This is a genomic window from Mesorhizobium sp. M1312, from assembly GCF_040318115.1.
GTDB lineage: Bacteria > Pseudomonadota > Alphaproteobacteria > Rhizobiales > Rhizobiaceae > Mesorhizobium.
The window spans coordinates 24,329-38,168 of the sequence record NZ_JAMYLQ010000033.1 but is presented as its reverse complement, the minus strand read 5'-3'; the positions used below and the strand labels follow the sequence as shown (position 1 = coordinate 38,168).

Sequence of the window (13,840 nt, the reverse complement as noted above, 5' to 3'; positions counted from 1 at the left end):
CATTTCAACCAGCTCTTCATTTCAACATGTCGCCCTGGAAGCCGTAGGGCAGCATCTCGCCCATGGTCACGGTCTCGACCACGCCACCATTGTCGCAAAGATAGAGTTTGGTTTCCGGCCGGCAGAATTCGGCCAGCCGCTGCCGGCAGCCGCCACAGGGCGAGCATTTCGCCATGCGCTCGGCGATCACCGCGATCTCCGTGATCCTGCCGCCGCCGCCCATGATGTAGTGGCCGAGCGCGGTGGTTTCGGCGCACCAGCCTTCCGGGTAGGACGCGACCTCAATGTTGGCGCCGGCAAAGACGCGGCCGTCCTCGGTGCGCAGTGCCGCCCCGACCGGGAATTTCGAATAGGGCGCATAGGCCTTGGCCATGGCGGCCTTGGCCGCTTCGAACAGATCATGCGACATTGTTTTTCCCTCGCATGATCTTGTCCGAAAACCGGCTTCCACTTTTCGGGATCATGCTCATATTTTTCCCTCGCATGATCTTGTCCGAAAACCGGCTTCCACTTTTCGCTGACGCTGACCTGCGGTTCGGGATCATGCTTAGCGTTCCTTGACATAGGGCACGCCGCCGGCGCGCGGCGGGATCGCCTTGCCGATAAAGCCGGCGAGCAGGATGACCGTGAGGATATAGGGCAGCGCCTGCATGAGCTGCACCGGCACTTTGCCGATCAGCGGCAGCGGCGTGCCCTGCAGGCGGATCGACAGCGCGTCGAGGAAGCCGAACAACAGGCAGGCGAACATGGCGTTGACCGGCTTCCACTTGGCGAAGATCAGCGCGGCAAGCGCGATATAACCCTTGCCGGCGGTCATATCCTTCACGAAGCCGCCATTCTGCACCATCGACAGATAGGCGCCGGCAATACCGGTGAGCACCCCGGTGCAGATCAGCGCCCGGTAGCGCAGCCAGGCGACCGAGATGCCGGCGGTGTCGACCGCGGCCGGGTTCTCGCCGACCGCGCGCATGCGCAAGCCGAAGCGGGTGCGAAACAGCACCCACCAGGTGAACGGCACGGCGAGGAACGCGACATAGACCAGCACGGAATGGCCGGAGATGAGTTCCGAATATATCGGACCGAGGATGGGCACGCCCCTGACAGCGTCCGCGCCGGGCCAGATGATCGCCCCGAACCGCTCGCCGGGCGCAAGCGCCGGCGTACGCCCGCCTTGCTGGAACCAGGCCTGACCGAGCATGATCGTCGATCCGGCGGCGATGAAATTGATCGCCACGCCGGAGACGATCTGATTGCCGCGATGGGTGATCGAGGCAAAGCCGTGGACCAGCGCGAAAGCGACCGAGATGAGGATGGCCATGCCGAGGCCGATATAGGCGGAATGGAAGACGGAGGCCGCGGCGGCACCGGCGAAGGCGCCGACCAGCATCTTGCCCTCGAGCCCGATGTCGAAAATGCCGGCCCGCTCCGAATAGAGGCCGGCGAGGCAAGCGAGCAGCAAGGGCACCGACAGGCGGATGGTCGAGTCCAGAACCTGGACGATGGCGTTGAATAAATCCATCTCAGGCACCCTTCCCCTTGATCGCTTCAATGCCGACAGATCTCGGGCTGAGCGAGGCGAACAGCGCCTGGACATACGGCCGGAACATATGCTCGAGCGCGCCGGCGAACAGGATGACCAGGCCCTGGATGATGACGATCATGTCGCGGCTGATCGCCGGCATCTCGAAGGCGAGCTCGGCGCCGCCCTGGTAAAGCATGCCGAACAGGATTGCCGCCAGCACGATGCCGACCGGGTGCAGGCGCCCCATCAGCGCCACGGCGATGCCGACGAAACCGGCGCCAGAAACGAATTCGAGCGCAACATTGTGCTGGTCGCCCATCGTCGGGTTGAGCGCCATCATGCCGGCCAGCGCGCCCGAAATCATCATGGCGACGATAATGATGCGGGTCTCCGAAATGCCGGCATAGCGCGCCGCTTTCGGGCTGTGGCCGTAGGTGCGCATCTCGTAACCGAGCCTGGTGCGCCAGATCAGCATCCACACCAGAAAGGCCATGGCCAGCGCCAGCAGGAAGCTGATATTGAACGGCGCCGAGCGGATCTTGGCGCCGAACAATTCGATGATCCAGTTGAGCTTCGGCAGTTGCGCGCCGTCGAGGAAGGTGCGTGTCTGCGGCGCCATCGAATTGGCCGGCTTCAAGAATCCGACCAATGCGTAGACCATGACGCTGGCGGCGATGAAATTGAACATGATGGTGGTGATGACGATGTGCGAACCGCGCTTGGCCTGCAGATAGGCCGGGATCAGCGCCCACAGCGCACCCATCGCCGCGGCGGCGATGATCGCCAGCGGGAAGGTGAGCCACCATGGCAGCACGCTGTCGAAGGCCAGGCAGACGATGCCGATGCCGAGACCGGCGATATAGCCCTGGCCCTCGCCACCAATGTTGAACAGGCCGCAATGCGCCGCAACCGCCACCGACAGGCCGCTGAAGATGAAGGTGGTGGCGTAGAAGAGCGTGAACGCAATGCCTTGCCCACGGCCGAAGGCGCCCTCGACCAGGACCACGGCAGCGCGGAACGGATTTTCGCCAACCAGAAGCACGACGAAGCCGGCGACGACGAAGGCAACGGCGAGATTGATCACCGGGATCAGCCCGTAATCCGCCCAGGCCGGCAGCTTGGCGTAGGGAGTGCTCATTCCGCCGCCTCCCGGTGCTCGACACCGGCCATCAGCAGGCCGAGCTCGCCTTCGCTCGCTTCCGGTCCGCGCTCGCCGACGATGCGGCCGGCAAACATCACCAGGATGCGGTCGGAGAGCGAGCGGATCTCATCCAGCTCGACCGACACCACCAGCACCGCCTTGCCCTGGTCGCGCATGGCGATGAGGCGCTTGTGGATGAATTCGATGGCGCCGACATCGACGCCGCGCGTCGGCTGGCCGACGATCAGCACGCCAGGATCCTGTTCCATTTCCCGCGCCAGCACGATCTTCTGCTGGTTGCCGCCGGAGAAATTCGCGGTCTTGAGCCGGCAGTCCGTCGGTCGGATGTCGTATTTGGTGATCTTGTCCCGGGCGTCGTCGCGGATGGCGTCGATATTGAGGAACGGCCCCCAGAGGTAGCGGGGATCGTCGTGATAGCCGAGGATCCAATTCTCGTTCTCCTCGAAGGCCAGCACCAGCCCGACATGATGACGGTCTTCCGGCACATGGGCGAGGCCGCGGTCGCGCAGCTCGCCGGGATCGGCGGCCCCGGTGAGGTCGATCGGCTTGCCGTCGAGCATGACGGAGCCCGAGACGGCGCGCCTGATGCCGGAAATCGACTCGAGCATTTCGGATTGCCCGTTGCCGGCGACGCCGGCGATGCCGACGATCTCGCCGGCGCGCACGTCGAAGGAGACGTCGTCGATCATGGTGACGCCGCGCGAATCCTTCACCGTCAGGTTCTTGACCGCGAGCTTGACGCCGCCGGCTTCCGCCTCGCCCTTCTCGACCCTGAGCAGCACGCGTCGCCCGACCATCAGCTCGGCCAATTCCTCGACCGTCGTCTTCCTGGTTTCGCGTGTCGCCACCATCGTGCCCTGGCGCATGACCGAGACCGTGTCGGTGATCGCCATGATCTCGCGCAGCTTGTGGGTGATCAGCACTATCGTTTTGCCCTGCTCCTTCAGCTGCTTGAGGATGCGGAACAGATGGTCGGCCTCAGCCGGCGTCAGCACGCCTGTCGGCTCGTCGAGGATCAGGATCTCAGCGCCGCGATACAGCGCCTTGAGGATTTCGACACGCTGCTGCAGGCCGACCGGCAACTCTTCGATGATCGCATCGGGATCGACCTCCAGCCCGTATTCGCGCTCGAGCCGTTCCAGTTCGGACCGCGCCTTGGCGATGCTCTTCTTCAGCAGCGCATCGCTTTCGGCGCCGAGAATGACGTTTTCCAGCACCGTGAAATTGTCGACCAGCATGAAATGCTGATGCACCATGCCGATGCCGAGCGCGATGGCGTCGTTTGGCGACTTGATCGACGCCGGCTGGCCGCCGACGCGGATTTCGCCGCTGTCGGCCTGGTAGAAGCCATAGAGGATCGACATCAGCGTCGACTTGCCGGCGCCGTTCTCGCCGACAATGCCGTGGATGGTGCCGCGCACGATTTCCAGATTGATGTCGCGGTTGGCGCGCACGGCGCCAAAACTCTTGTTGATGCCGATCAGCTCGATTGCGGCTTGCGCCATGCAGCCAGTCCCACTCTTATTTTTTTATCGCTTGGTCAAAACGCCTAGCATGACGCCCCGTCTGTGCCAATTGGCCGGAGCAGCGCTCACTCTCGACAAATCACCGCGCGCTTGTCAATTTCGAACGTGGCCGCGGCCTTTACATTCGCCATCGCATCGGCCCGAAAATCGGATTCGATTTTCGGAAAGCGCGATGCGAAGATCATAGTGTTAGAGGGTAGTTTGGGCGTCCAACGCACGTCGCTCTAATGTGGCGAAATCCCGAAATTCGCATCTCTTGGGAGTTGCGCAGCAAGAACCCGAGGTTTTTCAAATGACCATGCCCGCCGACCGGCTGACGACGCTGGAAATCCGCGCCGCCGAGCAGGAGAAGACCATCGAGGAACTGTCCGGCCAGATCGCCGAGCAGTGGAAGGTGATCGAGCGCATGCAGCGCAGGCTCGATGCGCTGACCGACCGATTCCTGGCGCTGGAGGAACAGGCAGCACCCGACGTACCTGTGACCAAGCCACCGCATTGGTGAGCCTACGGAGAAAGCAAAGCCGCCGGATTTTCACCCGACGGCTTCGATCAGATCGGCAATCTCGCGATCAATAGGGGCAGGAATTGTCCGACATATAGTCGTGCACCTTGATGGTACCGGTGATGATGTCGGCCTTGGCCTTTTCGACCGCCGCCTTCATCGCGTCGTCGACAAGCGCCTTGTTGTTGTCGTCCATCGCGTAGTCGACACCGCCTTCCTTGAGGCCGAGATCGTTGATGCCGCCGGTGAACTTGTCGTTCTTGGCGTCCATGAAAGTGTTGTAGACGGCAACGTCGACGCGCTTGACCATGGAGGTCAGCACCTTGCCGGGCTGCAGGCCGTTCTGGTTGGAATCGACGCCGATGCCGAGCTTGCTGGCGTCGGCCGCTGCCTGCAGCACGCCGACACCGGTGCCGCCTGCCGCTGCGTAGATCACGTCGGCGCCCTGGTCGATCTGCGTCTTGGCGATCTCGCCGCCTTTGGCCGGATCGTTCCAGGCTGCCGGCGTATCGCCGGTCATGTTCTGGATGACATCGGTCGCGCCGGCCGCCTTGGCGCCACCGACATAACCGCAGCCGAATCGGCGGATCAGCGGAATGTCCATGCCGCCGATGAAGCCGACCTTTTTGGTCTTCGAGGCCATCGCCGCCATCACGCCGACGAGATAGGAGCCTTCCTGCTCCTTATAAACGACGGAGCGGACGTTGGGCTTGTCGACGACCATGTCGATGATGGCGAATTTGGTCTCGGGAAACTCGACGGCGATCTTCTCCAGCGCATCTGCCCAGGAGAAGCCCGCCATGGCGATCGGATTGCGGCCATCCTCGGCGAAACGGCGCAGCGCCTGCTCGCGCTGGGTCGCGTTTGAGACCTCGAATTCCACATAGGCGATGCCGGTTTCGGCCTTGAACTTTTCGGCGCCGTTATAGGACGCTTCGTTGAACGACTTGTCGAACTTGCCGCCGAGATCGTAGAGAAGTGCTGGCTGAATGTCCGCGGCGAAGGCCGGAAGAACCATCGCAGTTGCGGCAAGGAGGCCGAGAACAATACGTTTCATGTGATCCACACCCTGTCGGTTATTTTTTCCGTTGTGCACCGCCTGCCTGCCCGGTTCTCCGGCAGGCACGCGACATCAGACAGGAGTGTCTTCCTCCCGCTTTGGGCCAATCTGGCACGGCCCGAAACAAAATTCACGCGGAATTTTGACCTTTTGGAAAAGCGTGGCGCCGCATCCCGGCGCCACGGATCATCGTCCCGCCAAAGGCCTCAAGCGGAGGCGGCAGCCGAGATGGCGCAGGTGACGCCGGTGCCCTGCAGATTGCAATAGCCGTAGGGATTCTTCGCCAGATATTGCTGGTGGCCTTCCTCGGCGAAGTAGAATTCCTGCGCCGGCGCGATCTCGGTGGTGATCTTGCCGCGGCCGGCGCCGCGCAACGATGCCTCATAAGCGTCGCGCGAGGCGATCGCCGCCTGGTACTGCGCATCGCCGAACGTGTAGATCGCCGAACGGTAGGTGGTGCCGACATCGTTGCCCTGGCGCATGCCTTGCGTCGGGTCATGACTTTCCCAGAACGGCTTCAGAAGCTGTGCATAGGACACGATCTTCGGGTCGTAAACGACGAGCACGACTTCGGCATGGCCGGTAAGGCCGGTGCAGGTTTCCTGGTAGGTCGGGTTGGGGGTGACGCCACCGGCATAGCCGACGGCCGTGATCCAGACACCTTCAAGCTGCCAGAACAGGCGCTCGGCGCCCCAGAAGCAGCCCAGCCCGAACATCGCCGTCTCCAGCCCTTCGGGATAGGGACCCTTGAGCGGCCGCTTCGAGACAAAGTGCTGGGATGCCGTCGGGATAGGCTTGGCGCGGCCCGGCAGCGCCTCGGCAGGCTTCGGCAGATTGAGTTTCTTGTTCAGCATGTCGCTGAGAAACATGTGCGGTCTCCCTTTCTCTTTGTTTGGGCTTGGGGACGCTGGAAATCGTCAAGCCTAGGCGAACCGCCCGGTCGGCCGCTCCCGCCTGTAGCCGATCAAGTAGAGAATGAAGGCAATCACCGCAAACACGGCGAAACCGGGCTGGCTGAGCACCCAGGCGATGGCGCCGTCCCACAGCAGCGGACCAAGCTTGTCGCGGACGAAGCTTTCAAAGGCGCTTCGCGTATCCGGCGAGACGGCCAGCCAGCTCGTGTTGAGCGGGGTCATGACCAGCGCGGAGGCCGCCACCGAGCGCGTCGCGTCGATCACCGCCATGATGACGGAAACCGAAAGCGCAACCAGTGCCGCGAGACGGAAGACGAAGCGGAACATCCAGACCTTACCTCCCCGGAAGCTTATCAGATGTCTGTATCGGCCTGATAAATAGGATCTGCGCGCTTTATCCGCAATCGCGACACGCGAAGTTGAACCCACGCCACCGGTTTGCGCTGCTGAGGCGCCAGTCGGCTAAGACGCCGCCGATCGCGGCGATCGGCTACCAAGGCAGCGCTGGTGGCATGGACAGAGCATCCTATCCGACAAAGCGAATAGAGTGCCGTTATGTCTTGGCATTCGGCACCGGATCGACTAGATGAGCCCCGCGCCTGTTGCTTTGACGGCTCAGGTGCGGGGAAAGGGTGTCCGCTGGTTGACGGCGCCCACGGTGCGGAGTTCCGGACCGCAATCCCCCAAGGGAGACGCATCTCCCCAACCCGCGCGGCAAAACCGGCCGCGGCGAAAATGCTAAGACGGAGAGGTGGCCGAGTGGTTGAAGGCGCACGCCTGGAAAGTGTGTTTACGGGAAACCGTAACGCGGGTTCGAATCCCGCTCTCTCCGCCAGTCAATTCACAGTGGGGTTACCCGAATGCCGTCTCGCCAGTTTTGAAACAGAACGTCTGGGAGCAGCAAATCTTCCGGCTACTTGACTGCCTCTCAGGCGGAGCGCTCTTAATAGCGGAATGCTGGGGGATTTCTCATGTCAAGGAAGTTGCCTATCAGTGACGCGACTTGGAAACAGCTTACTGAATGCAACCGTGTGGCCGTTAAGCAAGGTTGGGCATCGCCCGGAGTGTTTGCGACCGGTGTCGGCCCTGAATATGATCCGACAAGCAATTTGGCATTGCTTTACGTCGGAAAGAGCGCGGGACCACTAGGCACGCTCGTAGGGTCAAACACCAACCAGACTACGAGCGGGGCCGCATCTACCAAGTGGATGGTTGAAAAGAGAAATAAGTCAGCCTTCTGCCAAATGATCGACCTCATCGATCCGTCTCGCCGTCGTATCGCTTGGACGAACATTTCCAAGATGGACGAAGTCGGCGGTTCAAGGCCGCTGCCAGCGAATCGATGGCCAGCTATTGCGGAGCCTCACTTACAGGCATTGAAAGAGGAGATTGCATCTCTCGCCCCCGCGTCATCCTCTTCGCAACTTCCGGGTATTGCGGTGCAACGATTGCTTTATTGCTGGAAGACCTTGGTTACAAAAGTCGGACGCTTGGATTTCGCGACGGCCACACCAGGCTAACTGCCACGTCCGACGGAGCGCTCGCCATCGAGACGCGTCATCCTCAAGGCTGGACCAGGGTCCCGAGCGGAACCGCGTGGTCCATTTGGCAAGAGAACTCCTCCTTAGACCAGTTTGAGCAAGCGATGATGATCCATATTGGACCGGGATGCGTCGCCAAGGAATTGCGGTGACAGTGCCTTTTCGCCATGTTTGCTCGGCTGTCGCCGTGTGTAAATTGAACGCATGGCTCGACTTGTCTTGCCGCGCCGCCGATGTCGGCATCTGCGCGGCCGATGGGCAGCGAAGCACTTCTGGATCGGATTGCCGAGCAAACCGGAAAAGCCGTGAAATCGGGAAACCGCGCAGGCGGGACAAGAAAAAAGTGCACTGTCACCGTAATTCGCGCCCTTCATTCCCAGCGACCCATCGCGAGCACCTGCTGCTCCGCTGACTCGACATCATATCATATGGCGCTAAATTAACGCTCCTTGGGTGAAAAAACCTTGGAGGGCGACATTCTGAAACCATTATGGAACAATGTTCGAGAAAGCCGACTCGTATCTCTTTTTCGCAGCTACGGTGATCGTATCACAGCGCGGCGGGTCACACGCAAACTTGACTCATACGGAGATTGGCTGAGAGCCCTTACCCTGACGCTCCTCCCGACAAGGAAGGCTCATCACTGCAATGCCTGCGATCGCGATGTAGCGGCTTTTTACCGTTTCGGGCGGTACACGCTTATTTGCCCGCTTTGTCATGCGGTGGATCGTGAGCGGTTTTTGATTCACGCTCTAGACCGCAAACTAATCAAGCTGCCGGCGGGACAGCTTAGAATTCTCCAGATTGCGCCGAGCGAGAAGGGGCTTTCAAGGAGACTCTCTCAAGCGGGCAACCTAATCAAAGGCGATGTCGAGCCAGGACGGTACGGGCCAGATACCGTGAAGATTGACCTGATGGACATGAGTCGCACCAGCGATCTCGATATCGTCGTCTTGTGTCACGTCATGGAACACGTACCCGATGATCGGCATGTATTTCGGGAAATTTGGTCATCTCTTAAGCCCCGAGGACAGGTCTGGATCCAGGTACCGCTTATTTATCGTCAAACCATCGAAGCGACGCCATCCATGTCACTGAGCGAGCGCGACGAGCGCTTCGGCGGATCAGATCACGTGCGAGCCTACGGACCCGATATCAAGGAGCGTATCGAGTATGCGGGTTTTACCGTCATCCAAATAAATTCAGATCGTATACCCTCCGCGGATCGCGAGCGGCTTGGGCTTCTCTCCGATACTCTCTTTGTCGCAGAACGGCCCGAGCAACCCAATTTGGAATTACGGTGACAGTGCACTTTTCTCCATGTTTTCTCGGCGTCGCTGTGTGTAAATTGAACGCATGGCTCGACTTGCCTTGCCGCGCCGCGATGTCGGCATCTGTGCGGCCGATGGGCAGCGAAGCACTTCTGGACCGGATTGCCAAGCAAACCGGAAAAGCCGTGAAATCGGGAAAACGCGGCAGGCGGGGAAAGGAGATGGTGCACTGTCCCTGTAATTAACGGGCGACCTATGGCAGCCCTCCAGCGAGCCACTTTGTCCAGCTTGCGATCGTGATCCCGCAGGCCATGCCGGCACAGTCGGCAATCCAGTCGAATACATCCGGACCGCGCCCTATCAGCTGCGCGCCCTGAACAACTTCAATCGCCAGGCCCGAAAATGCGAGGAGAACAATCAGCTTTGCCTTGTGTCCCGTCCAGCCAAGACTTCCCAAGGCCGCCAAAACAGCGAATGCGGCAGCGTGGATGAGCTTGCCATGATGCGTGAAGGTCACGCCCAAATTCTGCAGGAGCCACTCCGGAAAAAGGGCGAGCAGGAGAACGCCGGCCAACGCGGCAAGAAAAGCAATCCTTGCGATCGGATATGAACCTGCGCGCAACAATATAGGCCAGCCCTTCATCCGAAGTCTGCAGAGGCGACCGCCAGCACGAACGGTCCAGAGCTAAGGCAGATTTTCAATCTCTACCCTCCAACGAACCGGCGCATCGGCCGAACAGATGAAAAACTCGCGCCAAAAAGAGAACGCCAAAGTCGCGGTCGAACTTGCGCGCCGGCCGGCCTTTCTAGTCGTCGTCACCGAAACCCAGCAGCGACGCATTGCGTATGTGGCTGTGGTCGCCGCGAAGATGCTTGATGCGCAGCTTCACCCCGGGCCTGACCCACTGTGTCCCCGGCCGTTTCTTCATGGCCGCTGGCGGCGGCCCGGCGTGCTCCCGAACCCGCTTCAACAGCCGCTCCTTCATGTCGCGGCCCAGGCTGATGAAGGCGGAACCGACATATTTCCCGGTGCCGGGCTGTGCCAAAAGGGCGAAGGCTGCCTTGCCGGGCTCGTGTTCGACGCCCAGCAGTTCGAATTCATCGACCGTGAAGCTCTTGGTCTTCAGCCAGTTCGAGGTCGGGCCGCTGCGATATTTGCTGTCGGCGCGCTTCGAGACAATTCCCTCAAGCTCCACCTGCTCGACGAGATAAAAGAGAGACTGCGCGTCACCAGGCATGGCATCGCTGAACCGAATCCGGCTGTACGGCTTGATGATATCGCGGAGGATTTCGCGGCGCGCCTTGCAGCCGATGTCGCGCAGATCATGGCCGTTCAGGTGCAGAATGTCGAATGCGCAGAGGTACATGCCATAGGGATTGTTGTGGACGGCGTTCCGGAGCGCGTTGAAGTCGGGCATACCGGCCTTGTCGGTGACGACCGCCTCGCCGTCGATGATGGCGTTCTTGACCTCAAGCTCCGTCGCGGCTTCCATGATGCCCAGATATTTACGCGTCCAGTCCTTGCCGGTTTCGGTATAGACGCGGATATCCTCGGGGCCGTTGATGATGATCTGGGCGCGATAGCCGTCGAGCTTGATCTCATGGATCCAGTTGTCACCCTCAGGCGGCCTGGCCACCAGCTTGGGCTCCATCGGGGGGATGAACTCTAGTCGGCCGGTGCCGGCCCCTGCCCGCCTGCGCATGGAACCTAGTCTAGGTCACCGACATATATTAGCCAGAGTTAACATAACGAAATTCAAAAAGGGCGTGCGATATGGCAGACGACAAAATCAAACGCGACTTCCGTGACCGTAGCAAGATATCGGCGGACGACGATTATGAAGTGAACTTTTTCGCTCTGCAGAATAACATCACGCCGAAGCAGGTGCGCGAGCTGACCCGCAAGCACGGCAACGATCGGGCAACCCTGACCGACGCCGCGAAGGCATTGCCGGCACAATGATGACCAAATTCTCAGAGGCGCTGAGCCTTTTGGTGGCTTAGCACATCCGATGCCGTCTAGCGTGGAACCGCAGGTATTCCTGAGACTGAGCGCGCCGTTTCGGCGGAGAAAACCACGAAGGCAAAGATAAGCACGCTGACAGCGACGATCATTGATTCCGTGGCGACGATCGGCTCAAGGGCCGGATTTCCATGCAGTATCAGGTAGAGAGCCGGTAACATCACGACCAGGCCAAGATTGTAGACGCCATAATGGACCATCGCGATCCTGCGGGCGGCCTTTGCCGGGTTCAGGGCGTAGAACCCCCCGAATATGCACTTGTGACCCATCTCAGAAGATTGACGTGTGCGTGAGCAGGTAGCACCGTGATTGCCTGAAATTGCCATCTGCAGGCCGGCTGCGATTCCCAAAATAAGAATGACGATCGCTGTCTTGAAAAAGAGTTCCGAGATTGCGGGTGTCATGCCCTCCAAGCCGTTGCCGGCGGCCCGGCAGCCTATGGGGGTGACCGGCCAGCCACCGGGCCTAACCGGCTTGCGCCGGCTGATAAAAACATGCGCTCACGCTAATGTAATTGCAACATCGACATGGTCGCTATACTGCGAAAGAGGCTAGCCATGACGCCGTAGGTGATCGACAAGGGCGCGCAGCTTCGGCGCGACGTTGCGACGGCTCGGATAGTAGAGGTAGAAGCCGGCGAAGCGCGGGCAATAGTCCTCGAGAACTGGCACCAGTTCGCCCCGATCGATCCACGGACGAAAGCTCTCCTCCATGCCGAAGGTGATGCCGGCACCGGCGATAGCGAGCTTTATCATCAGCGCCATGTCGTTGGTCGTAATCTCCGGCGCAACGGCGACGCTGAACTCGTTCCCGTTCTCGGCGAATTCCCAACGAAAGGGCGCGACCTTCGGTGCGCGGCGCCAGCCAATGCAGCGATGGCCGGCGAGTTCCCTCGGATGCGAAGGCGCCCCGAACCGATCGCGATAGGCCGGCGCGCAGACGGCAAGCTGCCGCTCGTCACCGGCGACAGACACCGCGATCATGTCCTGCTCGATCACCTCGCCGAGCCTGACGCCGGCATCGTATCCCTCGGCGACGATATCGAATTCCTCATCCGTTACCGTGATATCGATCTGAACCTCCGGATTGGCTTCGGCAAAGGTCGCCAGGAACGGCCCTGAAAGAAAGCGCTCGGCGATCGACGAGACGGCAAGCCGCAACTGCCCGCGCGGACGTCCGCGCAGGTCCCCAGTGGTCTCCATTGCCGCACGCATATCGGCAATGGCCGGCGCTGTCTCGGCGTAGAGGCGTTCGCCGGCTTCGGTCAGGCTGACGCTTCGCGTCGTGCGCTGGACAAGCGCGATACCGAGCGTCTCTTCCAGGCGCTTCATCGTCTGACTCACCGCCGAGCGGGTGACGCCCATGCGGTCCGCAGCCGCGCGAAAGCTCCGCTCCTCGGCGACGAGGGCGAAGACGGCGAGCGCGTTGAGATCCAACTGCATTGGTTAGCTGTGCTTTCCACGTTGGGAAGGAATGGTCGTCTTATCGCAACAGTGAAACAGATCCATCTTCGTGGCAACCGCTGCATCGCGGTTCGCAAGATCAACCAGACGGAGACGAAACATGTCCCTCAACAAAGTCGTGCTCATCACGGGGGCTTCGAGCGGCATTGGCGCCGCCCTCGGCCGGGAGCTCGGCGCTACCGGAGCGAAGGTCATGCTCGGTGCACGCCGCACCGATCGGCTGGACACACTCGCAGAAGAGATCAGGGCAAACGGCGGGGAGGCCATGACACGCCGCCTGGACGTGACAGACCGCGCCGATGTCGCCGCCTTTGCCGACGCGGCGCGCCAGGCCTGGGGACGCGTGGACGTGATCGTCAACAATGCCGGCGTCATGCCGTTGTCGCTGATGGCCTCGATGAAAGTCGACGAATGGGACCGGATGGTCGACGTCAACATCAAAGGCGTGCTCTACGGCATCGCAGCGGTGCTTCCGGAGATGACGGCCCGAGGCTCCGGCCATGTCATCAACATCGCCTCCATCGGCGCGCTTTCGGTATCGCCGACAGCCGCTGTCTATTGCGCAACCAAATATGCGGTCCGCGCGATCTCCGATGGCTTGCGGCAGGAGCACGACAACATCCGCGTGACGTGCATCCATCCCGGCGTGGTCGAGAGCGAGCTCGCCGGCACGATCACCGATCCAGTCGCGGCGGAAGCGATGAAGACCTATCGCGCCATTGCGCTGCAGCCCGACTCCATCGGCCGTGCCGTGCGCTTCGCCATCGACCAGCCGGACGATGTCGACGTGAACGAGATCGTCATCCGACCGACAGCCAGCAAGTAGGGAGGCAACAATGGATTTTCGTTTTCATGG

At 60.9% G+C, this 13,840-nt stretch carries 15 protein-coding genes, 1 tRNA gene and 1 pseudogene; 6 read left to right on the top strand and 11 right to left on the bottom strand.

The window, feature by feature from the left end; all coding sequences use genetic code 11:
• Positions 1–16: 16 nt before the first annotated feature.
• The 4 genes from cdd to NKH36_RS28710 all read right to left on the bottom strand — a co-directional run bounded on the left by cdd (position 17) and on the right by NKH36_RS28710 (position 4,189).
• A complete protein-coding gene (gene cdd, locus NKH36_RS28725) occupies positions 17–409 on the bottom strand; it encodes a cytidine deaminase (protein ID WP_352965424.1) in 393 nt (130 codons plus the stop codon).
• Positions 410–547: 138 nt separating this feature from the next.
• Positions 548–1,519, bottom strand: a complete 972-nt coding sequence (locus tag NKH36_RS28720; protein ID WP_352965423.1) for an ABC transporter permease — start codon at positions 1,517–1,519, stop codon at positions 548–550.
• A 1-nt stretch (position 1,520) separates the two neighbouring features.
• A complete protein-coding gene (locus tag NKH36_RS28715; RefSeq protein ID WP_352965421.1) occupies positions 1,521–2,660 on the bottom strand; it encodes an ABC transporter permease in 1,140 nt (379 codons plus the stop codon).
• Positions 2,657–4,189, bottom strand: a complete 1,533-nt coding sequence (locus tag NKH36_RS28710; RefSeq protein ID WP_352965419.1) for an ABC transporter ATP-binding protein — start codon at positions 4,187–4,189, stop codon at positions 2,657–2,659. The genes NKH36_RS28715 and NKH36_RS28710 overlap by 4 nt, the downstream gene beginning before the upstream one ends.
• Positions 4,190–4,502: 313 nt before the next feature.
• On the opposite strand from NKH36_RS28710, the gene NKH36_RS28705 reads away from it, so the two are divergent.
• Positions 4,503–4,712 carry a SlyX family protein gene (locus NKH36_RS28705; protein ID WP_352965417.1) on the top strand — a complete coding sequence of 70 codons (210 nt, stop codon included), beginning with the start codon at positions 4,503–4,505 and terminating at the stop codon, positions 4,710–4,712.
• 67 nt (positions 4,713–4,779) lie between these two features.
• Here the strand turns inward: NKH36_RS28705 and NKH36_RS28700 are convergent, their stop codons facing one another.
• From NKH36_RS28700 to NKH36_RS28690, 3 genes are all read right to left on the bottom strand, one after another.
• Entirely contained in the window at positions 4,780–5,769 is a 990-nt protein-coding gene (locus tag NKH36_RS28700) for a BMP family lipoprotein (RefSeq protein ID WP_352965416.1), read from the bottom strand.
• A 209-nt stretch (positions 5,770–5,978) separates the two neighbouring features.
• The gene (gene msrA, locus NKH36_RS28695; RefSeq protein ID WP_352965414.1) at positions 5,979–6,641 is read right to left on the bottom strand and encodes a peptide-methionine (S)-S-oxide reductase MsrA; all 663 of its coding nucleotides are present in this window, start codon (positions 6,639–6,641) and stop codon (positions 5,979–5,981) included.
• 54 nt (positions 6,642–6,695) lie between these two features.
• Entirely contained in the window at positions 6,696–7,013 is a 318-nt protein-coding gene (locus NKH36_RS28690; protein WP_352965412.1) for a hypothetical protein, read from the bottom strand.
• Positions 7,014–7,431: 418 nt separating this feature from the next.
• Here NKH36_RS28690 and NKH36_RS28685 point away from each other — a divergent pair.
• The 3 genes from NKH36_RS28685 to NKH36_RS28675 all read left to right on the top strand — a co-directional run bounded on the left by NKH36_RS28685 (position 7,432) and on the right by NKH36_RS28675 (position 9,531).
• Positions 7,432–7,521 (top strand) — tRNA-Ser (locus tag NKH36_RS28685).
• Between the two features lie 136 nt (positions 7,522–7,657).
• Positions 7,658–8,206: a hypothetical protein gene (locus NKH36_RS28680; protein WP_352965411.1), complete on the top strand. Its 549-nt coding sequence runs from the start codon at positions 7,658–7,660 to the stop codon at positions 8,204–8,206.
• 470 nt (positions 8,207–8,676) lie between these two features.
• A complete protein-coding gene (locus NKH36_RS28675) occupies positions 8,677–9,531 on the top strand; it encodes a methyltransferase domain-containing protein (RefSeq protein ID WP_352965410.1) in 855 nt (284 codons plus the stop codon).
• Between the two features lie 220 nt (positions 9,532–9,751).
• Here NKH36_RS28675 and NKH36_RS28670 read toward each other — a convergent pair whose 3' ends face one another.
• Both NKH36_RS28670 and NKH36_RS28665 read right to left on the bottom strand, forming a co-directional pair.
• The gene (locus NKH36_RS28670) at positions 9,752–10,141 is read right to left on the bottom strand and encodes a VanZ family protein (RefSeq protein ID WP_352965408.1); all 390 of its coding nucleotides are present in this window, start codon (positions 10,139–10,141) and stop codon (positions 9,752–9,754) included.
• Positions 10,142–10,304: 163 nt separating this feature from the next.
• A complete protein-coding gene (locus tag NKH36_RS28665; RefSeq protein ID WP_352965406.1) occupies positions 10,305–11,135 on the bottom strand; it encodes an ATP-dependent DNA ligase in 831 nt (276 codons plus the stop codon).
• Positions 11,136–11,272: 137 nt separating this feature from the next.
• On the opposite strand from NKH36_RS28665, the gene NKH36_RS28660 reads away from it, so the two are divergent.
• Positions 11,273–11,461 (top strand): DUF3606 domain-containing protein, encoded by a 189-nt coding sequence (locus tag NKH36_RS28660; RefSeq protein ID WP_352965405.1) that lies wholly within the window; start codon positions 11,273–11,275, stop codon positions 11,459–11,461.
• A gap of 56 nt (positions 11,462–11,517) precedes the next feature.
• On the opposite strand, the pseudogene NKH36_RS28655 reads toward NKH36_RS28660, so the two are convergent.
• Positions 11,518–11,925, bottom strand: a pseudogene (locus NKH36_RS28655) (hypothetical protein).
• A gap of 147 nt (positions 11,926–12,072) precedes the next feature.
• Complete coding sequence (locus NKH36_RS28650) at positions 12,073–12,963, bottom strand: LysR family transcriptional regulator (RefSeq protein WP_352965403.1); 891 nt, start codon at positions 12,961–12,963, stop codon at positions 12,073–12,075.
• A 121-nt stretch (positions 12,964–13,084) separates the two neighbouring features.
• On the opposite strand from NKH36_RS28650, the gene NKH36_RS28645 reads away from it, so the two are divergent.
• The gene (locus tag NKH36_RS28645; RefSeq protein ID WP_352965401.1) at positions 13,085–13,810 is read left to right on the top strand and encodes an SDR family oxidoreductase; all 726 of its coding nucleotides are present in this window, start codon (positions 13,085–13,087) and stop codon (positions 13,808–13,810) included.
• Positions 13,811–13,840: the final 30 nt, after the last annotated feature.

What these genes read in the sequence shown, in the direction of transcription:
- cdd (WP_352965424.1), bottom strand. Translation starts at nt 409, where the DNA reads ATGTCGCATGATCTGTTCGAAGCGGCCAAGGCCGCCATGGCCAAGGCC.
- NKH36_RS28720 (WP_352965423.1), bottom strand. Translation starts at nt 1,519, where the DNA reads ATGGATTTATTCAACGCCATCGTCCAGGTTCTGGACTCGACCATCCGC.
- NKH36_RS28715 (WP_352965421.1), bottom strand. Translation starts at nt 2,660, where the DNA reads ATGAGCACTCCCTACGCCAAGCTGCCGGCCTGGGCGGATTACGGGCTG.
- NKH36_RS28710 (WP_352965419.1), bottom strand. Translation starts at nt 4,189, where the DNA reads ATGGCGCAAGCCGCAATCGAGCTGATCGGCATCAACAAGAGTTTTGGC.
- NKH36_RS28705 (WP_352965417.1), top strand. Translation starts at nt 4,503, where the DNA reads ATGACCATGCCCGCCGACCGGCTGACGACGCTGGAAATCCGCGCCGCC.
- NKH36_RS28700 (WP_352965416.1), bottom strand. Translation starts at nt 5,769, where the DNA reads ATGAAACGTATTGTTCTCGGCCTCCTTGCCGCAACTGCGATGGTTCTT.
- msrA (WP_352965414.1), bottom strand. Translation starts at nt 6,641, where the DNA reads ATGTTTCTCAGCGACATGCTGAACAAGAAACTCAATCTGCCGAAGCCT.
- NKH36_RS28690 (WP_352965412.1), bottom strand. Translation starts at nt 7,013, where the DNA reads ATGTTCCGCTTCGTCTTCCGTCTCGCGGCACTGGTTGCGCTTTCGGTT.
- NKH36_RS28680 (WP_352965411.1), top strand. Translation starts at nt 7,658, where the DNA reads ATGTCAAGGAAGTTGCCTATCAGTGACGCGACTTGGAAACAGCTTACT.
- NKH36_RS28670 (WP_352965408.1), bottom strand. Translation starts at nt 10,141, where the DNA reads ATGAAGGGCTGGCCTATATTGTTGCGCGCAGGTTCATATCCGATCGCA.
- NKH36_RS28660 (WP_352965405.1), top strand. Translation starts at nt 11,273, where the DNA reads ATGGCAGACGACAAAATCAAACGCGACTTCCGTGACCGTAGCAAGATA.
- NKH36_RS28650 (WP_352965403.1), bottom strand. Translation starts at nt 12,963, where the DNA reads ATGCAGTTGGATCTCAACGCGCTCGCCGTCTTCGCCCTCGTCGCCGAG.
- NKH36_RS28645 (WP_352965401.1), top strand. Translation starts at nt 13,085, where the DNA reads ATGTCCCTCAACAAAGTCGTGCTCATCACGGGGGCTTCGAGCGGCATT.